Source organism: Duganella sp., from assembly GCF_039595735.1.
GTDB lineage: Bacteria > Pseudomonadota > Gammaproteobacteria > Burkholderiales > Burkholderiaceae_D > Rugamonas.
This window is the reverse complement of sequence record NZ_JBCNLB010000001.1, coordinates 762,211-782,665: the sequence shown is the minus strand read 5'-3', so window position 1 is coordinate 782,665 and position 20,455 is coordinate 762,211. Positions and strand designations below refer to the sequence as shown.

At 65.0% G+C, this 20,455-nt stretch carries 21 protein-coding genes; 17 read left to right on the top strand and 4 right to left on the bottom strand.

Annotated features, from left to right (window positions below; genetic code table 11):
* Positions 1-104: 104 nt before the first annotated feature.
* A complete protein-coding gene (locus ABDW57_RS03645) occupies positions 105-761 on the top strand; it encodes a hypothetical protein (RefSeq protein ID WP_343728842.1) in 657 nt (218 codons plus the stop codon).
* Here the strand turns inward: ABDW57_RS03645 and ABDW57_RS03640 are convergent, their stop codons facing one another.
* The 3 genes from ABDW57_RS03640 to ABDW57_RS03630 are packed head-to-tail and all read right to left on the bottom strand — an operon-like array spanning position 762 to position 3,210.
* Entirely contained in the window at positions 762-2,111 is a 1,350-nt protein-coding gene (locus ABDW57_RS03640; protein ID WP_343728841.1) for a vWA domain-containing protein, read from the bottom strand.
* Between the two features lie 2 nt (positions 2,112-2,113).
* Positions 2,114-2,737 (bottom strand): TadE/TadG family type IV pilus assembly protein, encoded by a 624-nt coding sequence (locus ABDW57_RS03635; protein WP_343728840.1) that lies wholly within the window; start codon positions 2,735-2,737, stop codon positions 2,114-2,116.
* Complete coding sequence (locus ABDW57_RS03630) at positions 2,737-3,210, bottom strand: TadE/TadG family type IV pilus assembly protein (RefSeq protein ID WP_343728839.1); 474 nt, start codon at positions 3,208-3,210, stop codon at positions 2,737-2,739. Before ABDW57_RS03630 ends, ABDW57_RS03635 begins: the two co-directional genes overlap by 1 nt.
* A 325-nt stretch (positions 3,211-3,535) precedes the next feature.
* Here ABDW57_RS03630 and ABDW57_RS03625 point away from each other — a divergent pair, with 325 nt between their 5' ends.
* The 16 genes from ABDW57_RS03625 to ABDW57_RS03550 all read left to right on the top strand — a co-directional run bounded on the left by ABDW57_RS03625 (position 3,536) and on the right by ABDW57_RS03550 (position 18,855).
* On the top strand, positions 3,536-5,221 hold the full coding sequence (locus tag ABDW57_RS03625) for a histidine kinase (protein ID WP_343728838.1): 1,686 nt from the start codon (positions 3,536-3,538) through the stop codon (positions 5,219-5,221).
* Between the two features lie 17 nt (positions 5,222-5,238).
* Complete coding sequence (locus ABDW57_RS03620; protein ID WP_343728837.1) at positions 5,239-5,895, top strand: response regulator transcription factor; 657 nt, start codon at positions 5,239-5,241, stop codon at positions 5,893-5,895.
* A gap of 176 nt (positions 5,896-6,071) precedes the next feature.
* On the top strand, positions 6,072-6,239 hold the full coding sequence (locus ABDW57_RS03615; RefSeq protein ID WP_343728836.1) for a Flp family type IVb pilin: 168 nt from the start codon (positions 6,072-6,074) through the stop codon (positions 6,237-6,239).
* A gap of 184 nt (positions 6,240-6,423) precedes the next feature.
* The gene (locus ABDW57_RS03610; RefSeq protein ID WP_343728835.1) at positions 6,424-6,570 is read left to right on the top strand and encodes a hypothetical protein; all 147 of its coding nucleotides are present in this window, start codon (positions 6,424-6,426) and stop codon (positions 6,568-6,570) included.
* Positions 6,571-6,729: 159 nt separating this feature from the next.
* The gene (locus ABDW57_RS03605) at positions 6,730-6,897 is read left to right on the top strand and encodes a Flp family type IVb pilin (RefSeq protein ID WP_343728834.1); all 168 of its coding nucleotides are present in this window, start codon (positions 6,730-6,732) and stop codon (positions 6,895-6,897) included.
* Positions 6,898-6,993: 96 nt separating this feature from the next.
* A complete protein-coding gene (locus tag ABDW57_RS03600) occupies positions 6,994-7,569 on the top strand; it encodes an A24 family peptidase (RefSeq protein ID WP_343728833.1) in 576 nt (191 codons plus the stop codon).
* An 8-nt stretch (positions 7,570-7,577) separates the two neighbouring features.
* Positions 7,578-8,966: an ATP-binding protein gene (locus ABDW57_RS03595; RefSeq protein ID WP_343728832.1), complete on the top strand. Its 1,389-nt coding sequence runs from the start codon at positions 7,578-7,580 to the stop codon at positions 8,964-8,966.
* Positions 8,963-9,823: a Flp pilus assembly protein CpaB gene (cpaB, locus tag ABDW57_RS03590; RefSeq protein WP_343728831.1), complete on the top strand. Its 861-nt coding sequence runs from the start codon at positions 8,963-8,965 to the stop codon at positions 9,821-9,823. Before ABDW57_RS03595 ends, cpaB begins: the two co-directional genes overlap by 4 nt.
* Positions 9,824-9,840: 17 nt before the next feature.
* Complete coding sequence (locus ABDW57_RS03585) at positions 9,841-11,427, top strand: type II and III secretion system protein family protein (protein WP_343728830.1); 1,587 nt, start codon at positions 9,841-9,843, stop codon at positions 11,425-11,427.
* Between the two features lie 8 nt (positions 11,428-11,435).
* Positions 11,436-11,696 carry a hypothetical protein gene (locus tag ABDW57_RS03580; protein ID WP_343728829.1) on the top strand — a complete coding sequence of 87 codons (261 nt, stop codon included), beginning with the start codon at positions 11,436-11,438 and terminating at the stop codon, positions 11,694-11,696.
* 16 nt (positions 11,697-11,712) lie between these two features.
* Positions 11,713-12,882, top strand: a complete 1,170-nt coding sequence (locus tag ABDW57_RS03575) for an AAA family ATPase (RefSeq protein ID WP_343728828.1) — start codon at positions 11,713-11,715, stop codon at positions 12,880-12,882.
* A gap of 14 nt (positions 12,883-12,896) precedes the next feature.
* The gene (locus ABDW57_RS03570) at positions 12,897-14,252 is read left to right on the top strand and encodes a CpaF family protein (RefSeq protein ID WP_343728827.1); all 1,356 of its coding nucleotides are present in this window, start codon (positions 12,897-12,899) and stop codon (positions 14,250-14,252) included.
* A gap of 2 nt (positions 14,253-14,254) precedes the next feature.
* Complete coding sequence (locus ABDW57_RS03565) at positions 14,255-15,229, top strand: type II secretion system F family protein (protein WP_343728826.1); 975 nt, start codon at positions 14,255-14,257, stop codon at positions 15,227-15,229.
* 10 nt (positions 15,230-15,239) lie between these two features.
* Positions 15,240-16,178 carry a type II secretion system F family protein gene (locus ABDW57_RS03560; RefSeq protein ID WP_343728825.1) on the top strand — a complete coding sequence of 313 codons (939 nt, stop codon included), beginning with the start codon at positions 15,240-15,242 and terminating at the stop codon, positions 16,176-16,178.
* Positions 16,179-16,194: 16 nt separating this feature from the next.
* On the top strand, positions 16,195-18,114 hold the full coding sequence (locus ABDW57_RS03555; RefSeq protein ID WP_343728824.1) for a hypothetical protein: 1,920 nt from the start codon (positions 16,195-16,197) through the stop codon (positions 18,112-18,114).
* A gap of 60 nt (positions 18,115-18,174) precedes the next feature.
* On the top strand, positions 18,175-18,855 hold the full coding sequence (locus tag ABDW57_RS03550; RefSeq protein ID WP_343728823.1) for a thioesterase: 681 nt from the start codon (positions 18,175-18,177) through the stop codon (positions 18,853-18,855).
* Positions 18,856-18,909: 54 nt separating this feature from the next.
* Here ABDW57_RS03550 and ABDW57_RS03545 read toward each other — a convergent pair whose 3' ends face one another.
* A complete protein-coding gene (locus ABDW57_RS03545; protein ID WP_343728822.1) occupies positions 18,910-20,439 on the bottom strand; it encodes a sensor domain-containing diguanylate cyclase in 1,530 nt (509 codons plus the stop codon).
* Positions 20,440-20,455: the final 16 nt, after the last annotated feature.

The window sequence follows — 20,455 nt, the reverse complement described above, 5'->3', positions numbered from 1 at the left end:
TATTTAGCGAGCCATATGATATCGCAATATTGCCCAGTAACGATGGTAGCAGCCTCCCAACGTTGTGCTATATTCAATGAACAAATCACAACAAAGGAGACAGTATGACCATCAAACGTTCGTTTGCAGTGCTCTGTTTCATCCTGCCTTGCCTACCGGCGCTGGCAGGCAACCACGAATCGGTGCCGGCCCCGGCGCCGGCGGTCGGAGATTCGTGGACCTATCAATACACCGATGTCTGGAAAGGCGCCAAGGGCAACGTCAACCGCATGGAGGTGGAGTCCATCGACGACGCCGGCATCCACGTGGCGATCAAGCGCGCCGCCAGCGGCGCCCTGGTGACACAGCAGCTGTTCAGTGCCGAAATGAATCCGGTCAACCGCGGCAGCATGCACTTCGCGCCTTCGTTCGCACGCTATGCCTTCCCGCTGGCGCCGGGCAAGGAGTGGAGCAGCGATGTCACCGGCAACAATCCCAAGCTGGGCAAGAACTGGCGCTACCACATCAAGGGCAAGGTGCTGGACTGGGAAAAGGTCAAGGTGCCGGCCGGCGAATTTGAGGCGCTGAAGATTGTGGTGGAAGCCACTTACAACGCCGACGACGCCTTCACCAAAAACGGCAGCGGCCAGCTGACCGAGACAGTCTGGTTCGTGCCCGAGCTGAACAACTTCGTCAAGCTCGACTACCGCGACACCGACTGGCAGGGCCGCCTGTACAACCGCGACATGTGGGAGCTGACCACCTACGTGCGCAAGCAGTAATCACTTGGAAATGCGCAGGATGGCCGACGCCAGCTTGGAGAAACACGGCGTCAGGTCAGCCTGCGTGGCCGCGTGGCAGTACACCCCCACCGGCTTGGCCGCGTTGAAGCAGCGCGCCGGCGCATCGGTCGAGTTGGCCATGCACTTGAGGGTGTCCTCGCCCTTTTCGCCATCGGCCCCGGTCCCCGTCTTCAACGCCGAGCCGAGCCCCAGCGTGAACACATAAATCCCCTCGTCGCGCGACTTGGCCGCCATGGCCTCCACCAGATTGCGCGCGGCGCGGTTGACGTTTCTATAGGTGATGTCGCTGGTCACCACGCGCGGTGAGCTGGTGACAATCGGGTATTCGCGCGGCGCCGCGGGATCGTTCCAAGTGCTGGGCGGATTGTGGCCGTTGTACCAGTCGGGCAAGGCCGAGGCCCTTTTTGTGATATCGGCCGGGGTGCAGTTGCCGCCGATGTCGTCCGACTGCCTGTTAAGGAAATACAAGCCGGTGGGCGTCCCCGAACCATCGTCGTCGGTGGCGATAGTGCCGGGCTGGCCGCAGTCGTTGTTATTCCACTTGAGATAAGTGCCAAAGGAATTCGGCGCACCATCCGAGAAGAACACGATCACGCGCAGGTTGGAACGGTTGTTGTTGGTGGTCGGCACGCTGTTGATCTGATCGCGCGCCCACCACATGCCTTCCGGCGAGGCGGTGGACCCGGTGAAGCTGTAGTTCCTGATGTGGCTGTTCATGCTGGCGCGGTCGAAGCCGCGTGCGGTCTGCCGAATCGGATCATCCACGATGGCGCCATACGAGAAATGCAGCAAGCCCACCCGGTCGCGGTCGGCGTTGAACTGGCCGAGGAAAGTCTGCGCCGAGCTGCGCACATTGGCCGCCGAACCGGACAGCGATCCCGACGTGTCCAGCACCAGCACCATGTCCAGGTCCTTGCGCTTGGTTTCAGTCAGCACGCCCGGCGACATCGGCCCACTGGTGAAGCCGCCAAACAGCGCGGTCGGCATGGTGGCCGAGGCGCTGACGGTAATCGTCACCTCGCTGGTGTTGAACACCACATTGATGTCGTTCAGCGTGGCGGTTGACATCAGGTAGTTGGACGGGAAGTTGGCATAGAAAAAGCGCTGCCCGGCCGCCTTGGCGTTGGCGATCTGCTCGTTCTGGTTGGCGCCATTGCTGATGGCACGCGCGGCCGCCAGGCCGGCGGCGTCGGTGGCGGCATTGAGCTTGGCCTTGACCATGTAGCTCAGGCCGGCACTGAAGGCCAGCCCCACCACCGCCAGCAAGGTTGTCAGCGAGATCACCACCATCACCGTGATGCCGCCGCGTTGTGTATGCAGGTTGCGCATGATCAGAACACCGTCATCGAATAAAAGTCCGGCCCCAGCGTGGGCGTACTCCAGCTGCCAAACTTAAAGCTCTGGAACAGCATGTTGAATTTGTAGAACACCTCAACCACATAAATCACTTCGCCATCGAGCAATTGTCCGCTCATCATCGATACCGCTGGCGCGCTGTTGCCGCTCGGGACCACGCAACTGCCGGCCGTGGCGCTGGCCCAGCTGCCGCAGGTCCAGATCTTGCTGACCGGCGCATAGCCGCTGACGCGGTAGCCGCGGTTGTTGACGCTGTCGTCCCAGCGGTACTGCTCCAGCACGATGCTCCTGGTGACGCCGTTGGCGGTCGAGCCCATGATGCGGGTGATGTAAATCATGCCCAGCTTGTTCATGTCCAGCGGCGGCGCCGACGCCGCCACCTGGCCGATGATGGCCTGGGCGTTTTCCGACAACTGCAGCTTGCCGCGCGAAGCCAGATTGGCGCCCTCGCGGCCGAGGTTGATGATGATCATATTGGCCTGCAGCGCGCGCGCCACGTCGATCAGGGCGATGAACAGCAGCAGCAAAATCGGCAGCAGCAGCGCGAACTCGACCGCGGCGATGCCGCGGCTGCGCCGGCGGTGCAAGGGGCGCCGCATCAGAAGGCCTCGTTCTGCATGGTGGCGGCCACGGTGAACTTGTATTCGCCATTGGGAAAAAACACCGCCAGCAGCGGCGTCGCCAGTTTCCAGGTGCAATCGAGGCGCAGCACCACAATGTCGCCGGGGCTGCCGAACATATTGGCGTTGTAGGCGTTGGTGCTGGCATAGGTGGTGTTGTTGACCGAGATCACCGGATTGACGGTGTCGTACATGCCCATCGAGGTGTTGCGGATCTGCTGCACCACTGCCAGATAACGCTGCTGGTTGCTGGCGGCCGGGTCGCGGTCGGTGCGGCCGGTGATGGCATAGCGCGCGCCCTCGCGCACCGCGTACTGCATGGTCAGCGTGGTGTAGAACAGAATGCTGTATTCGATCACGCCGATCAGCAGCAAAAAAGCGATCGGCGCAATGATGGCCATTTCAACGACGGCAGAGCCGCGCTGGCGGCGCAGGATGGCAGATGAATTCATGGTGTTGCGTCCGTGGTACGGTGAGGACAGCACAGGCGGGAGCGCAGACGGCGCGGGACTGTAGCCAGCCAGATCCGGCGCAGAGTTGGCCGGTGGCGGCGCCACAAGATCAAGGTGACGGTGAGCCATTGTAGCGCGATTCATTTTGTTTCGCATAGTAATTTAATGTTCGCAAAAAGCATTAAACAACCGTGAACCATGCTGGCAGCGTATCACGCTCCGGCTGGACATAGCAGCCTCGTATGCGTAGACTCGATTGCGTTAGCAACAACTATCGAATCGCTACTTCGTTTAGTTTGTGTATATGCAGTCAGGAGACACGGCAGTGAGAGCAGAGAGTCCCAACTCCAGCACCGCCAATCTGCGTGGCGACGCCGCCGGCGCCTCGATGGTGTTTGTCATGCGCCTGGTGCTGGCGCTGACCGCCATCCTGACGCTGTTCGTGGCACCCGGCGACTTGGGCAACCGCCACGGTGCGCGCACCCTGCTCAGTTCCCTCATCTTTGGCGGCTATCTGCTGCACAGCCTGACCCTGCTGCTGGTGGCGCGCCGCCACCGCACGCCGTTCTGGCACGGCAAGGCGGTGTACTGGATCGACCTCGGCTGGTTTGCCCTGATGGTGTACTGCACCGGCGGCGGCAACAGCTTCTTCTTCCCCTTCTTCTTTTTCGTGATCCTGACCGCTTCCTTCCAATGGGGCTTTGACGAGGGCGCGCGCATCACCCTGGGCGCCACCTTTGCCCTGACGTTGGCCACCTGGCTGACCGACAGCAACATCAATCACGGCCACCTGCTGCTGCGCACCGCCTTTGTGCTGGCGCTCGGCTACATGATCGCTTACTGGGGCGGCATGGGCGTGGCGCAGCGGCGCCGGCTGCGCCTGCTGCGCGACGTCAGCCGCCTGTCCAATCCGCGCTTTGGCGTCACCCAGACCATCGCCACCATGCTGCAGCAGACGCGCGACTTCTACCATGCCAGCAACTGTCTGCTGCTGATGCGCGACCACGGCGACGAGCTGTGGCAGCTGCACTCGGCGGGCGCGCCGGGCGGCCGTTCGTCGCTGGCGCGCCTGCCGCAAGGCGCGGCAGCGCCGCTGCTGGTGTTCGCGCCGCAGGCACTGGTGCAATATGCGGCGCCGCTGCATCCGCGCTGGCCCGGTTCGGTGGAGTCGCGCACCCGCGTGCCGGGCGAGACGCGCTGGCAGGCGCTGCCGCCGGAGCAGCTGGAGCAACTGATCGACTTGCTTGACGCCAGTTCCTTTGTCAGCGCGCCGCTGCCGCTGCGCAAGGGCGAGGGCCGCATCTATGTGGTATCGGACAAGTTGCGCTTCAGCCGCGCCGATGCGGTTTTTCTGCAACAGCTGGCGGCGCAGGTATTCCCCGTCATCGAGAACATCATGCTGCTCGACCGTCTGGCCTCGGACGCCGCCTTCCGCGAGCGGCAAAAGATTGCGCGCGACCTGCACGACACCACCATCCAGCCCTACATCGGCCTGCGTCACGGCATCAGCGCGGTGCGGCAATCTTTGCAATCGGATCACCCTGTCGCGGCCGAACTTGATAAACTGCTCGACATGACCACCCAGGTCATCGGCGACATGCGCCAGTTCACCCGCAGCGTGCGGCAGGGGGTGGCGCAGACCGAAGCCGAGCTGCTGGTGGCCTTGCGCCGGCAGGCGCAGCAAGTGCGGGAGTTCTACGATATCCAGATAACGATACAGGCGGAAGACGGCCTGTCCATCAGCGACCGGCTCGCTGCTGAGGTGTTCCAGATCGTGAATGAAGGCATGCACAATATACGCAAACACACCCGTGCCCGCAGCGGATTGATCAGCCTGAGCAACGCTGACGGCCAGCTGCGGATACGCATACAAAACGAGACACCGGAAGGTCCACCGGCCCCATTCCTGCCTGGATCGCTGGCTGAGCGCACCACTGCGCTGGGCGGCACCATTGCCATCGACCGCGAGTCGGATGGCGTGACCACAGTCAGCATCGCCATCCCGGTTTAACGCACCGAGGCAAGACCATGAGCACACCCATCCGCATCATGCTGGTCGACGACCACAAGACCATGTTGTGGGGCCTGGAAAAACTGATCGAGGGCGGCGGCAGCGACCTGCAGCTGGTCGGCACCGCCCACAACAACGACAGCGCGCTGCAGCAGGCGGCCGCGCTGAAACCGGACGTGATCGTGCTCGATCTCGACCTGGAAGGCCGCAGCTCGATCGAAATCCTGCCGCAGCTGCTGCAGGACAGCGGCGGCGCGCGCGTGATGATCCTGTCGGGCAACCGCGACCAGGGCCTGCTGACGCAGGCGGTGCGGCTGGGCGCGCGCGGCGTGGTCAGCAAGGAAGCGCCGGCCGAGGTGGTGCTGAACGGCATCCGCAGCGTGCAGCGCGGCGAGACCTGTCTCGACCCGGCGCTGATGAACGCCTTGCTGGGCCAGTTGTCCACGCCGGTCAAGGCCGATCCGGAAGCGGCGCGCATCGCCTCGCTCACGCCCAAGGAGCGCAAGATCGTGGCCGTGGTGGTGGAAGGCAACGGCGCCCCCAACAAGGAGCTGGCTTCCAAGCTGTTCATCGCCGAGCCGACGCTGCGCAACAACCTCACCACCATCTACCAGAAGCTGGGCGTGGCCAACCGCCTGGAACTGTACGTCTACGCCACCAAGCACGGCATGTGAATCGGTGACAAATGTCACTGCACATCGTGACGTTTGTCCGCTGCGGGATGACATCGGTGTGCGTAGAATGTCTTTCATCGGCAGCACACAAGCAGTGCCGCAATCACTAGAACCTGGACCCCGTTTTAGTTGAAGCCGCTAACGCACTTTCAACCCTTAACGAAACGAGGTCCATCATGAACGCAGTCAAAAACTTCATCCACAACGAAGACGGCATCACCGCCATCGAATACGCCCTGATGGCCGCCGCCATCGCCGCCGCCATCACCGCCGGTCTGGCCATCCTCGGCCCGAAGATCACCGCCTCGCTGACCTACATCTCGGGCCTGATCAAGTCGTCCTGATTTACAGTCTCCTCGTTGTAAGCTCCTAGCTAGTCTTTATCCGGGACCATGGTCCCGGATTTTTTTTGCCTGAATAAAAATCAGGACAAATGTCACGATATGACATGACGTTTGTCCGATGTGCAAGCCCTGCCAACGCATTAAACTGTTCATTTGAATCACAGCCCATATCCAGGAGCAACAAATGCGCACTTTATTCCCCCCTTCCCGCATCGCCCGCTTCGTCGGCAACGACGACGGCGCCACGCTGCTGGAATACGCGCTGATTGCCGCCCTGGCCTCGGTCATCATCCTCATTGCCGTGCTGGCGGTGCTGGGCGCCAAGACATGAATGACAAATGTCACGCCATAAAGTGACGTTTGTCCGCTGCCCTGGCGCAGCACCGCGCGTAGAATGACTTCCATCAGCTGTACCGCAGGACCTAAAACCCGAACCCCGTTTTAGTTGACGCAGTAACTTCTTACTCAACCAACTTTAACGAGGCTCACCATGAACGCAATCCACAATTTCATCCGCGAAGAAGACGGCATCACCGCGATCGAGTACGCCCTGATGGCCGCTGCCATCGCCGCCGCCATCACCGCCGGCCTGGCCATCCTTGGCCCGAAGATCACCGCCTCGCTGACCTACATCTCCGGTCTGATCAAATCCTCCTGAGCGACATCGCAGCAACAAAATTTCCGGAACGGTACACGCCGTTCCGGAAATTTTCTATACACTAAGCTCGTCTGTTCCCTTTTCGTAAGGCGACCCATGACCTTCCTGCCCCTGCTCATCCTGTGCATCTTGCTGGCACTGGCTGTCTGGAACGATTTGCGCACGCGCCGCATTCCCAACTCGCTGGTGTTTGGCGGTGCGCTGCTGGGCTTGCTGCTGAATGCAGCGTTGCCGGCGGGAGACGGTCTCTTCATACAAGTCTTTGGCGGCATCGGCCTGCTGAAAGCGCTGGCCGGCCTGGCCGTCGGCCTGTGCCTGCTGCTGCCCATGTATGCCATGCGCGCACTGGGTGCCGGCGACGTCAAGCTGATGGCCATGATTGGCGCCTTTGTCGGCCCCGGCGCGGTGGCTGGCATCACGCTACTGACCCTGCTGGCCGGCGGCGTGCTGGCGCTGGTGGTGGCCGGCTTCAACGGCCGCCTCAAGCCCATGCTCTACAACACCTGGCACATGATCAAATACAGCATGCTGCGCTCGCTTGCCGGCGAAGTGCCAAAGATGGATGCGCCGGCTGCCGCCAGCGGCCGCCTGCCGTATGCGGTGGCCATCGCCGCCGGCGCCGCGCCCTACCTCATCGTCGGCGCCTCCAGCGGACGCAGCCTGTTCTTTTAAAGGACACCATGACCACTCAGCAGACGACAGAATCCCCCGCCGAAGCGCGCGCCCCGCGCACCACGGAAGAAACCGGCCTGCCGTTTTTATTCCTGGTCGAGCTGCTGTCCAAGGTCTTGTTCCAGCGTGGACAAGTCCGTCTGCCTGAACTGGCTAGCCATGTGAAACTCAGCATCAGCGTGATCACGCCGCTGGTCACCCACTTGCGCAACGAAAAGCTGTGCGAAGTCACGCGCAGCGGCAACAGCGGCACCGATGCCGATCTCACCTACCACCTGACCGAGGCCGGCATGCAGCGCGCCATCGCCTGCCTCAACCGCAATTCCTACGCCGGCCCGGCGCCGGTCACGCTGGCCGCTTACGTGGCGCAGATGGAAGCGCAAAGCGTGCGCCATCTGCACGTCACCCGTGCCGACGTGCAGGCCGCCTTCCATGACGTGGTGGCCAATCCGCTGGTGCTGGATCAGATGGGCGCGGCGATGAATTCGGGCCGCGCGATTTTCATCTACGGCCAGGCCGGCAGCGGCAAGACTTTCCTGGCCGAGCGCCTGTGCGCGCTGCTGCACGGCGCCATTGCCGTGCCCTACGCCATCATGATCGATGGCGAGGTGGTGCCGTTCTACGATCCGGTGCAGCACCGGCCGGTGGCCGGCGACACGCCAGCCGAAGACAGCGGCGACCTGCTGCGCACGCTGGACCCGCGCTGGGTGCGCGGCCTGCAGCGCCCGACCGCGCTGACCGGCGGCGAGCTGACGCTGGAGATGCTGGATCTGCGCTTCGATCCCAACACGCGGCTGTATCAGGCGCCTCCTCATTTGAAAGCCAACAACGGCATCTTCATCATCGACGACCTTGGCCGCCAGCGCTGCTCGCCGCTGGAATTGATGAACCGCTGGATCGTGCCGATGGACCGTGGCGTCGATTATCTTTCGTTGCACACCGGACTAGTTTTTCAAGTGCCTTTCGATGTGGTCGTGGTATTCTCGTCTAACTTCCTGCCGGAACGATTATCGGATGGCGCCTTCCTCCGCCGGCTGGGATACAAGATCGAAGTACCGCCGCAATCGCCCGCGGAATATGAGCTGCTGTTCCGCCAGGCCTGCGCGCAGTACGGTATTGCATTTGACGCCGCCGCTTTCGGCTACCTGTTGCGCGGCCTGCATGCCAAGGATGAGACGCCGTTGCTGGCCTGCTACCCGCGCGACCTGATCCGTCAGGTGCGCGACCTGGCCCGCTACGAAAGCACGCCGCCCGCATTGAACCAGCGCTCGCTGGACTGGGCCTGGCACAACTACTTTGCCGGCGCCGGCGCCCGACGCGTCGCCGCCGAACAGCAGAAGAAGGAACGCGAACGCCGCGAACAATCAATACCGCATAACGAGGGACGACTCGGATGAGAAACACGCGTGCTCTGACGATGATAGGCGTGGCGCTGTTCCTGGCGCTGGCAGCCGTGGTGGTGGCGGCGCAATGGATTGCCGGCCAGTCGGCCAGCAACAGCAACAAGGTGGCCGTGGCCTTGCTCGACATCAGCATGGGCGCGCGCATCACGCCGGAACTGGTGCACATGGTGGACTGGCCGGCCAGCTCGGTGCCGCCGGGGGCAATGACCGATCCCAAGGCGCTGGAGGGCCGCATCACGCGCAGCAATATCCAGCGCGGCGAACCGATCACCGAAGGCAAGCTGGCGCCAGCCGGCACCTCGGGCGGCCTGTCGGCGGTGGTGGCCGAGGGCAAGCGCGCCATGACCGTGCGCGTCAACGACGTGGTGGGTGTGGCCGGCTTTGCGCTGCCGGGCAATTACGTCGACATCCTGGTCAACACCCAGAGCGACAGCGGCGGCGATCAGACCGTGCGCGAGCAGCCGATTTCCAAGATTGTGCTGGAACGCATCCTGGTGCTGGCCATCGCCCAGGAATCCAACCGCGACGATACCAAACCGAAAGTCGTCAACGCTGTAACGCTGGAACTGACGCCGGAGCAGGTGGAAAAACTGGACCTGGCGCGCAGCGTAGGCACCTTGTCGCTGGTGCTGCGCAACCAGATCGATCCCAAATCCGCCAATACCGAGGGCGCCACCAAGAGCAGCCTGCTGGACGGCGTGCCACTGTCGGCCGCGCCGGCAGCGCGCAACGAAGCATCGCCGCCGGCGGTAGCCGCCGCGCCACCGGCACCGCGTCCCGCCCCGCCGCCGCGCGCGGTCGACAAGGTGGAAGTCATCAAGGGCCTGGAGCGTAGTTCACAACAATTTTAAGCATTGGAGAACGCGACTTGAGTATCGTATCTTCTGCGCCATGCCATTCCGTGCCGCTGCGGCTGTTGGCCGCCGCGGTCCTGCTGAGCGCTGCGGCGCCGGCCACCCAAGCCGCCAAAAGCGACAAGCCGCCGGCCGCCGCGGCGACCACGGCAGCGGCAGCGCCGGCCGGCGTGGAACTGGCGCGCGAGATTACGCTCTCGGCCGGCAAGTCCTCGCTGATGCGCCTGCCATCCCCGGCCGCGCGCGTGGCGGTGGGCGACGCCAAAATTGCCGATGTCATCCTGCTGAATCCGAGCGAGATCTACATGCTGGGCAAGGCCACCGGTTCCACCAATCTGATCGTCTGGAACCGCGCCAACCAGGCCACCGTGATCGACATCACGGTCGGGCTGGACACGGCCGCTTTGCGCCAGCAATTCACCGAGCTGTTCCCCAACGAACGCGACATCCGCATTACCGTCTCCGGCAATTCGCTGATCCTGCACGGCACGGTGGCCGACTCGGTGCGCGCCGCGCAGATCGTGGCGGTGGCCAGCGCCTACCTGCAGCGCAACGCGCGCGGCGGCAACCAGGGCACGGCCGCCGCGCCGGATGCGGCAGCGCAAGCGGCGCAGGCAGCGGCCGGCAGCGGCGCGCCGACCGCCGCTTCCGGCGCCGCCGCCGGCGCTGCCTTCCAGGCGGCCATGGACCCGATGTCCGGCCTGTCGCAAGGCGGCAACAGCAGCGGCCGCGTGGTCAACATGCTGTCGGTGGCGGCGCCGCAGCAGGTGATGCTGGAAGTGAAAATTGCCGAGGTATCGAAAACCTTGGTCGACCAGCTGGGCGCCAGCGTCGGCCTGAACGGCTCGCGCGGCAGCTGGACTTACACCATGCTGTCCAATCTGCTGAGCGGCAACCCGAACAAGATCGATGCCTTCAACACGAAAAGCGGCAAATTCGTCACGCTGGACGCGCAAAAGAACGATGGCCTGATCAAGGTACTGGCCGAGCCGACCGTGATGGCCATCAGCGGTCAGGAAGCCAGCTTCCTGGCCGGCGGCAAGATCTTCATTCCGGTCTCGCAAAGCAATACCGGCGGCACGCCGCAAATCACGCTGGAAGAAAAGGAATACGGCATCGCGGTGCGCTTCACGCCCACCGTGCTGGACAACGGCCGCATCAACCTGCGCGTCTCGCCCGAGGTCTCCGAGCTGAACCGCGAAGGCATCGGCGTCAGCGCCACCGGCAGCACCGCCACCGCCATCCTGCCCTCGTTCACCACGCGCCGCGCCAGCACCACGGTGCAGCTGTTTGATGGCCAGAGCTTTGCGATCGGCGGGCTGATCAAGAACAACGTCACCAGCAGCATCAAGGCCTTCCCCGGCCTGGGCGAGATTCCGATTCTGGGCGCGCTGTTCCGCAGCAGCGATTTCCAGAACGACCGCACCGAGCTGGTCTTCATTGTCACGCCGCACCTGGCGCAGCCGCTGCCGGCCGATCACAAGCTGCCGACCGACGACTACGTGCAGCCGAGCCGGGTCGACTTCTTCCTGAACGGCAAGCTGGAAGGCGCGGCCCCGCCCGCGCCGCCGGCCGCCCCGCCGTCCGGCGGCAACAATTAGGAGGCGCCATGCGCATATTCATCATGATGCTTGCCGTCCTGCTCAGCGCCTGCGCCAACAGCCCGCGCCTGGACCGCGAATTCGGCAACAGCCTGCGCCTGGCGCGCGCCCAGCAGACGCTGAATCCGGAGGCCGGCCGCGTGCAGCGCCCGGTCAACGGCCTTGATGCGCAGGCGGCCGGCGCGGCCTACCAGAACTACCAGCAATCCTTCATCAGCAAGGATGACCAGAACAACGGCTTTACCATCGGCGTCGGCAGCAAGCGCTAGGACAGGAGCAGCCCACTTGAAGATCACCGTCATATCCCGCGACGAACGCCAGCTGGCCGACCTGATGCGCCTGCTGCGCGCGCGCTCGCCCTCCGATGAAATCGACCATCTGGTCGGCAGCGTGGCGCGCACCTCGGCGCTGACCGATGAAAACCTGCCGGACGTGCTGATCATCGACCGTCCGCAAAGCGCGGACGACGACCTGGAACAGCTGGAACGCTTCTCGGCCCAGCATCCGAATATCGCCTGCGTGGCGCTGTGCATCGACCAGGACCCGCAATTCCTGCTGCAAGCCATGCGCGCCGGCGTGCGCGAGGTGCTGCCCTCGCCGGTCACCAGCAGCGCGCTGTATCCGGCCATGGAGCGCATCGCGGAAAAACTGGAGCGGCGCGGCCAGACCAGCGGCAAGGTGCTGGCCTTCATCTCCTGCAAGGGCGGCAGCGGCGCCACCTTCCTGGCCACCAATCTGGCCTATGCCCTGGCCGCCAGCGGCAAGCAGAAGGTCGCGCTGATCGACATCAACCTGCAGTTTGGCGACGCCTCGCTGTTCGTCTCCGACCACAAGCCGCTGGCCACCTTGAGCGATGTGGCGCAGCAGATCCATCGCCTGGACCCGTCCTTCCTGGCGTCCTCCATGCTGAGCATCACGCCCAACTATGGCGTGCTGGCCGCGCCGTCCGACCCGGCGCACGCCAACGACGTCAAGCCGGATCACATCGACGCCATCCTCAGGCTGGCGCGCCGCCAGTACGACTACGTGGTGCTGGACGTGGGCCGCAGCCTGGACGCGGTCAGCATCCGCGCGCTCGATCACTCGGACCTGATTTTCCCGATTCTGCAAACCACGCTGCCCTACATCCGCGACAGCAAGCGCCTGCTCAACGTGTTCCGCTCGCTGGAATACGGCAAGGAGAAAATCCAGCTGATCGTCAACCGCCACGACAAGCACAGCGAGATCCGCCTGAAGGACCTGGAAAGCGCCTTCGATGCCGAAATCGCCTTCACCATCCCGAACAACTACGATGCCGCCGCCGCCTCGGTCAACCAGGGCGTGCCGGTGCTGCAGCTGGCGCCGAATGCGCCGATCAGCCAGTCGCTGGCCGAGCTGGCGCGCAAGCTGACCGGCGAGGCGGCGCCGGTGCAGCAGGGCGGCGGCTGGCTCGGCAAGCTGGGCCTGCGTAAATAACCAAGGAACGCATCATGAACACCCCTGCCATCTCCCTGCGCGAACGACTGGAAAGCACCGACGCGCGCGGCTCCGGTCAGCGCGCACAAGGCGGCATCGACAACCGCGCCTATCAGAAGCTCAAGCAGCGCCTGCACGCGGCGCTGCTGGACCGGGTCGACCTGGAGAGCATGCAGCGCCTGACGCCGGACCAGATCCGCGTGGAACTGCGCAATCTGGTCGAGAAGCTGCTGGACGAAGACGCGGTGGTCATCAACGATGCCGAGCGCAAGACCCTGACGCGCGACATCCAGAACGAGATGCTGGGCTTCGGCCCGCTGGAGCCGCTGCTGGAAGACCCCACCGTGTCCGACATCCTGGTCAACACCTACCGCCAGATCTACGTCGAGCGGCGCGGCAAGCTGGAACTGACCGACGTCACCTTCAGCGACGACGCCCACCTGATGAAGATCATCGACAAGATCGTCTCGCGCGTGGGGCGCCGCATCGACGAATCCAGCCCGATGGTCGACGCGCGCCTGCCGGATGGCTCGCGCGTCAACGCCATCATCCCGCCGCTGGCCATCGATGGTCCCATCATGTCGATCCGGCGCTTTTCGGCCGATCCGCTGCGCCTGGCCGACCTGGTGGCCTACGGCTCGATGACCGCCGACATGGCCGAAGTGCTGCAAGGCCTGGGCAAGGCCAAGGTCAACATCGTCATCTCGGGCGGCACCGGCTCCGGCAAGACCACCATGCTGAACGTGATCTCCGGCTTCATCAGCCCGACGGAGCGCATCGTCACGATCGAGGACGCGGCCGAGCTGCAGCTGCAGCAGCCGCACGTGGTGCGGCTGGAAACGCGGCCGCCGAATATCGAGGGCAAGGGCGAAGTCACGCAGCGCGCGCTGGTGCGCAACGCGCTGCGCATGCGGCCCGACCGCATCATCCTGGGCGAGGTGCGCGGCGCCGAGGCGCTCGACATGCTGGGCGCCATGAACACCGGCCACGAAGGCTCGATGGCCACCATCCACGCCAACACCCCGCGCGACGGATTGACGCGGCTGGAGAACATGGTGTCAATGGCGGCCGCCAACCTGCCCACCAAGGCCATGCGCCAGCAGATCAGCAGCGCGGTCGGGGTGGTGATCCAGGTTTCGCGCCTGACCGACGGCAAGCGCAAGGTGATGTCGATCCAGGAAGTCACCGGCATGGAGGGCGAGATCATCACCATGCAGGAAATCTTCGCCTTCAAGCAGACCGGCCTGGCCGACGATGGCCGCGTGCTGGGCCACCACACGGCCACCGGCATCCGCCCGCGCTTCATCGAGCGCTTGCGCAACTTCGGCGTCAACATCGGCACCACCGTGTTCGACCCATCGGGGCACTGATCATGGACTTGCGGCTGCTGCTGTTCATCATTCTCATCTTTGCCGCCGTGGCGCTGGCGGTGTGGGGCGCTTACACCGGCTGGAACAACGCGCGCGGTCCCGAGGCCGAGCGCATTGCGCGCCGCCTGCGCAACGCGATTGGCGACAGCGGCAGCGAACTGGCGGTGTCGATCACCAAGGAACGCACGCTGGCGCACGATCCCGGCATGCAGCAATTCCTGCTGAAGCTGCCGGGCATCCAGAAACTCGACCGCCTGCTGCTGCAAACCGGGCGCGCCATGAATGCGGCGCAACTGGTGGCGCTGATGGCCGGCTGTTTCATGATCGGCTTCATTCTCGCCAGCTCGCTGCGGCTGCCGTGGTTCGGCCGCCTGATGATGGGCGCGGCCGCCGCCGCGCTGCCGGTGCTGGAAGCCATGCGCGCCAAGCGCAAGCGCATCCTGCGCATCGAATCGCTGCTGCCGGATGCGCTGGACATGATGGGCCGCGCCATGCGCGCCGGCCACGCCTTTCCCACCGCGCTGAAGATGGTGGGCGAAGAGATTCCCGATCCGCTGGGCGCGGAGTTCCGCATCGTGTTCGATGAAGTCAACTTCGGCGTCTCCATGCCGGACGCGCTGATGAATCTCGCCATGCGCGTGCCCAGCACCGACCTGCGCTACTTCGTGATCGCGGTGCTGATCCAGCGCGAGACCGGCGGCAACCTGACCGACCTGCTGGCATCGATCAGCGCCATTATCCGCGACCGCCTCAAGCTGCTGGGGCAAGTCAAGGTCATGTCGGCCGAGGGCCGCATGTCGGCCTGGGTGCTGGGACTGATGCCGTTCGCGGTGGGGGCGCTGGTGTCGGTGGTGAATCCCGGCTCGCTGGAGGTGCTGTTCACCGATCCCGGTGGGCGCAAGATGCTGACGGTGGCGGCGGTGCTGATGGTGATCGGCATGCTGATGATACGCCGTATCACCACCATCCGGATCTGAGGGCGCGGCCATGACCATCATTCAAATCATGTTCCTGCTGGTGGTATTCATCGCCGTGTTTGGCGGCGTGGTGCTGGCGATCCGGCTGCTCACCGTCAACCCGGTCAAGGACCGGCTGGAAGCGCTGCACGACCGCAGCCAGGTCACGCGCAAGAGCGCCGTCTGGATCGAGGCCATCGTCAACCTGGCGGCGCCGCTGGCCAAGCTGTCGCTGCCGACCGAGGGCTGGGAAAACTCGCCGGTGCGCATGCGCTTCATCAACGCCGGCTGGCGCACGCCGTCCACGCCGGCGCTGTTCTTTGCCGGGAAAACCGGGCTGGCGGTGCTGCTGCCGCTGATCGTGTTCCTCTACCTGAGCAGCAAGGCGGTGGCCACCGACGGCAACGTCAAGATGTTCTGGATGGTGGTGGCCGGCGGCATCGGCTACTACCTGCCCAACGTGGTGCTCAACCACGTGGTCAAGACGCGCCAGCGCGACATCTTTGAATCGTTCCCGGATGCGCTGGACCTGATGACGGTATGCGTGGAAGCCGGCCTGGCGATGGACGCGGCGCTGGCGCGCGTGGCCAACGAGATTGGCCTGAAAAGCGTGGTGCTGGCCGAGGAGATGCAACTGGTGACGCTGGAACTGCGCGCCGGCAGCGCCAAGGACAAGGCCTTGCGCAACCTGGCGCTGCGCACCGGCGTGGAAGACGTGGACGCGCTGGTGACGATGCTGATCCAGGCCGACCGTTTCGGCACCAGCATTGCCGATTCGCTGCGCGTGCAGTCGGAACAGCTGCGCACCAAGCGCCGCCAGCGCGCGGAGGAACACGCGGCCAAGATTTCGCTCAAGCTGCTGTTCCCGCTGATCTTCTTCATTTTCCCCAGCTTGCTGGTGGTGCTGCTCGGCCCCGCGATGCTCAACCTGTACCGCAACCTGCTGCCCGCCATGGCCGGCACCAATTGACCCATCAGGAGACACCATGACCTTGCGCTGGATCGACCGTCTGACCGGCACTCTGCTTGCCCTGTTATGCGCCGTGCTGCTTGCCGCCTGCGGCGGCGGTGGCAGCGGCGGCGGCTGCACCACCATCGATCCCAACCGCGATCCGAACCTGCCGGGCTGCGGCGGCGCCACCACCCCGGTCACCAAGCCCGCCATCACCCTGACCATGACGGATGCCGCCGGCGCCGCCGTCGGCACGCTGGCGCCGGGCGCCAACGCCACCCTCACCGCGGTGCTGAAGGACGCCAGCAACGCGCCGGTGCCCAACGCCGTGGTCACCTTCAGCAGCACCGACAAGAACGCCGTGTTTTCGGCCGCCGGCGGCAGCGTGGTGTCCGACGGCAGCGGCAAGGCCGTGGTGCAGCTCAGCCCCGGCGCCGCCAGCAGCGCCGGCAATTACGTGATCACCGCCAGCGCCACCGTCAGCAGCACCGCGCTGTCGGCCAGCGCCAATTACAGCGTCGGCGCCGCTCCCGGCGCCACCGGCAGCCAGCTGACCTTTGTCTCGGCGCTGCCGCAGACGATAGCGCTCAAGGGCACCGGCGGCGCCGGCCGCCAGGAAAGCGCCACCGTCACCTTCAAGGTGCTGGACGCCGCCGGCAATCCGGTGGTGGGCCAGCAGGTCAATTTTGCGCTCAACACCACGGTGGGCGGCATCACGCTCAGCGCGGCCAGCGCCGTCAGCGGCACCGGCGGCCTGGTCACCACCACGGTGGCCTCGGGCAGCGTCAACACGCCGGTGCGCGTGACCGCCACGCTGGCCGGCGGCAGCGTCACCACCCTGTCCGACCAGCTGGTGGTGTCAACCGGCGTGCCGGAACAAAACAGCTTCTCGCTCAGCGCCGTCATCCGGAATATCGAGGGCGGGCAGTTCAACGGCTGCCCGGCGCCGGCCGGCACCACCATCACCGCGCGCCTGGCCGACCACTTCCACAATCCGGCGCCGGACGGCACGGCGGTCAGCTTCACGGCGGAAGGCGGCAGCATCGACGCCTCCTGCCTGACCGGCCTGACGCAAACCACCCAGCCCGACGGCAGCGTGGTCACCACCAAGGGCACGCCGGGCGAATGCAGCGTGCGTTTCTGCGCCGGCAATCCGCGCCCGGCCGACGGCCGCGTCACCATCCTCGCCTACGCGCTGGGCGAAGAGAGCTTCACCGACACCAACGGCAATAACCGCTACGACGCCGGCGAATCCTTCACCGATCTGGGCGACCCGTTCCGCAACGACCGCGCGGTCAGCGATGCCAATGCCAACGGCATCGATGACCTCTACACCATCAGCAACGCCGTGCGCTTCGCCGGCGAGCAGTACATCGACTCCAACGGCAACGCCAGCTGGGACCAGGGCGGCAACGGCGCTTATAACGGCGTGCTGCAAGCCACGCCGAGCCTCGGCACGGTGCACGTGCGGCAGTCGCTGGTGATGGTGCTGTCGAACAGCACGCCGGCGGTCAGCCTGTTGAGCAGCCCGACCGGCAGCGGCACGCTGGCGCTGGCGCATTGCACCGCCGGCAGCGCCTTCGCCAACGACACGCGCAACTTCAGCTTCGCCATCCGCGACAGCAACCCGACCGTGTTTGCCCCCAACCGCGCCGCGGCCCACGCCGGCGATCCACTGTGGCTGGCCGACCGTCCGGGCAATCCGCTACCGGCCGGCACCACCATCCAGTTCAGCACCTCCAACGGCAGCATCCTGGGCGGCACCACGTACACGGTACAGAACACCAGCAGCGCCGACTCCAGCGCCTGGGTCTACACCGTTTCCATGGTGAGCGATGCGGCGCAGGACGCGGCGCTCAACTGCACCAACACCATTGCCAGCGGCGCGCTGACGGTCACCATCACCACGCCTGGCGGCACCGTGTCGCGCGTCAGCTTCCCGGTGACGGATTAACGGTCATGGACGCGGCGCCCCCCCCCCTATGCCGACGGCCGGCTGCATGCGCGGCCGGATGTGCTGCGGCAGGTGGCGCACCAGCGCCAGCAGCCGCTGGAGGCAGGCACCCACCAGCTGTCGTTTGGCGATGGCCGCAAGGCCGTGCTGCATGTGCCGCCGGACGCCAACGCGCAGGGACGGCTGCTGCATCTGGTGCTGTTGCTGCACGGCGCCGGCGGCCAGCATGGCGGCGGCGATCATATCGCGCTGGCGCATGCGATCCGCCACGGCGCGCTGTTGCTGATTCCTGACGCGCAGGGCAGCAGTTGGGACTTTTTGCGCGGCGGCTTCGGTCCTGATCTGGCCTTCATCGACCGCGCGCTGTTGTGGACCATGCAGCGCTATGAGGTGGATGAACAGGCGATGGCGATTGCCGGCTTTTCCGATGGTGCGTCGTATGCGCTGTCGGTGGGATTGATGAACGGGCATATCTTCAACGACATCCTGGCCTTCTCGCCCGGCTTCATGGCGCCGTTGCGGCGCGAGGGGCTGCCGCGCGTGTTTGTCGCCCACGGCAAGGACGACAAGGTGCTGCCGGTGCAGCGCGCGCACGCCATCGCGGAACGTCTGGCGCAGGAGGGGTATGACGTGGCATATGAAGAATTCGACGGCGCGCACATCGTCTCGCCGCCGATTGCGCGCGCCGCGCTGCACCGGCTGGAGGACGAACGTCATTCCGTCGAAGGCCGGTATCCATAGGCCGCGTGCCTGCCAGCTCAGCATGGATTCCGGCTTTCGCCGGAATGACAAGGTTCAGGAGGTGGCTAAACACACGCGGTTGCGGCCTTCCGACTTGGCCACGTACAGCGCCTTGTCGGCCGCCTCCACCAGCATGCTGGCCAGATGCACGCCGCGCTTGGGCGAGATGGTGGCAACGCCGGCGCTCAGGGTCACCTGGCTAAACGGGCTGCCGCCATGCGGCAGCTGCAGATTCTCCACCGCATCGCGGATGCGCTCCGCCACCGCCTGCGCGCCGTTGATGTCGGTATTCGGCAGCAAAATGCCGATCTCCTCGCCGCCGTAGCGCGCACTCAGATCGCCAGGCCGCTTGGGCGTGAGCGCGCGGATCAATTTGCTGACCGCGCGCAGCACCTCGTCGCCGGCGCTGTGGCCATACACGTCGTTGTACTGCTTGAAGTAGTCGACATCGATCATGATGAAGGCCAGCGTATCCTCGTGGCGCGTGGCGCGGCTGAATTCATTCCCCAGCGTGACGTCGAACTGGCGCCGGTTGGCCAGCCCAGTCAGGCCGTCCTGCATGGCCTGGCGCTCCAGCGTGCGGTTGGCGCTTTCCAGCGCATCGCGCGCCTTGCGCAGCTCGGCCTCGGCCTGCTCGCGCAACTTGATCTGCCCCACCAGCCGCTTGCCGAAAAAGCCGATCAGCGCCGCCAGCACCACCACCCCGATCGAGCGAGTGAAGGTGTCGCGCCGCCAGCGCTCCAGCATCTCCTCGCGCGAAATGCCGGCCGTGACAAACAGCGGATAGTGTTCCAGCGAGCGGAAATTATGCATCCTGATCTCGCCGTCGTGGAAGGACTGGAAGAACGCGCTGCCGGCGCGCACGCCGCCGGACATCCGCGCGTAGTGGCGATATAGTTCGCTGTCGCGCATGCTGCTGCCGACACGCTCGCTGTCGAACGGCTTGCGCAGCATCAGCACACCGTTGTTGCCGACCAGCGCCAGCGCACCGCGCGCGCCGACATCAAAGCTCTGGTAGAAACGGCGGAAGTATTCGATGTCCAGCGTGGCCAGCACCACGCCGCCGAAACTGCCATCGGGCTTGTTCAGGCGGCGCGACACCGGCATGATCCACTTGCCGGTGGAGCGGCTGATCACCGGGTCGCCCACGTGCGGATGGCGGTCCGGGTGGGTGCGGTGGTGGATGAAGTATTCGCGGTCGGCGTTGTTGTAGGCCTGGCTGAGCAGGCCGCGTGAATTGACGATCCAGCGTCCCTGCTCGTCGTAGACGAACAGGCCGATCAACTGTGGCAGATTCGCCACCTGCGCCACCATCTGCTTTTGCAGCCGGGCCAGCGTCTGGGCATCCTGGCCGTCGGTTTCGATGCGTTCCACGATGTCGGCCAGCGCGGTGTCGGCGGCCTTGATGGTGTCGTCAGCCTGCTGCGCCATGGCGCGCGCCACGTTGGCGCCCAGCCGCTCCATCTCCTGCAACTGGACGCTGCGCGCATTCAGGCTGCGCCAGACGTCGATCACGACCAGCGACAGGCAAACCACGCTGACGAACACCGTGGCCCAGAAGGTGATGGAAAAGCGCTTGTACATGGCTCTATGCAGGGCG

What these genes read in the sequence shown, in the direction of transcription:
- ABDW57_RS03545 (WP_343728822.1), bottom strand. Translation starts at nt 20,439, where the DNA reads ATGTACAAGCGCTTTTCCATCACCTTCTGGGCCACGGTGTTCGTCAGC.
- ABDW57_RS03560 (WP_343728825.1), top strand. Translation starts at nt 15,240, where the DNA reads ATGACCATCATTCAAATCATGTTCCTGCTGGTGGTATTCATCGCCGTG.
- ABDW57_RS03600 (WP_343728833.1), top strand. Translation starts at nt 6,994, where the DNA reads ATGACCTTCCTGCCCCTGCTCATCCTGTGCATCTTGCTGGCACTGGCT.
- ABDW57_RS03595 (WP_343728832.1), top strand. Translation starts at nt 7,578, where the DNA reads ATGACCACTCAGCAGACGACAGAATCCCCCGCCGAAGCGCGCGCCCCG.
- ABDW57_RS03630 (WP_343728839.1), bottom strand. Translation starts at nt 3,210, where the DNA reads ATGAATTCATCTGCCATCCTGCGCCGCCAGCGCGGCTCTGCCGTCGTT.
- ABDW57_RS03635 (WP_343728840.1), bottom strand. Translation starts at nt 2,737, where the DNA reads ATGCGGCGCCCCTTGCACCGCCGGCGCAGCCGCGGCATCGCCGCGGTC.
- ABDW57_RS03620 (WP_343728837.1), top strand. Translation starts at nt 5,239, where the DNA reads ATGAGCACACCCATCCGCATCATGCTGGTCGACGACCACAAGACCATG.
- ABDW57_RS03645 (WP_343728842.1), top strand. Translation starts at nt 105, where the DNA reads ATGACCATCAAACGTTCGTTTGCAGTGCTCTGTTTCATCCTGCCTTGC.
- ABDW57_RS03640 (WP_343728841.1), bottom strand. Translation starts at nt 2,111, where the DNA reads ATGCGCAACCTGCATACACAACGCGGCGGCATCACGGTGATGGTGGTG.
- ABDW57_RS03570 (WP_343728827.1), top strand. Translation starts at nt 12,897, where the DNA reads ATGAACACCCCTGCCATCTCCCTGCGCGAACGACTGGAAAGCACCGAC.
- cpaB (WP_343728831.1), top strand. Translation starts at nt 8,963, where the DNA reads ATGAGAAACACGCGTGCTCTGACGATGATAGGCGTGGCGCTGTTCCTG.
- ABDW57_RS03615 (WP_343728836.1), top strand. Translation starts at nt 6,072, where the DNA reads ATGAACGCAGTCAAAAACTTCATCCACAACGAAGACGGCATCACCGCC.
- ABDW57_RS03580 (WP_343728829.1), top strand. Translation starts at nt 11,436, where the DNA reads ATGCGCATATTCATCATGATGCTTGCCGTCCTGCTCAGCGCCTGCGCC.
- ABDW57_RS03565 (WP_343728826.1), top strand. Translation starts at nt 14,255, where the DNA reads ATGGACTTGCGGCTGCTGCTGTTCATCATTCTCATCTTTGCCGCCGTG.
- ABDW57_RS03555 (WP_343728824.1), top strand. Translation starts at nt 16,195, where the DNA reads ATGACCTTGCGCTGGATCGACCGTCTGACCGGCACTCTGCTTGCCCTG.
- ABDW57_RS03605 (WP_343728834.1), top strand. Translation starts at nt 6,730, where the DNA reads ATGAACGCAATCCACAATTTCATCCGCGAAGAAGACGGCATCACCGCG.
- ABDW57_RS03610 (WP_343728835.1), top strand. Translation starts at nt 6,424, where the DNA reads ATGCGCACTTTATTCCCCCCTTCCCGCATCGCCCGCTTCGTCGGCAAC.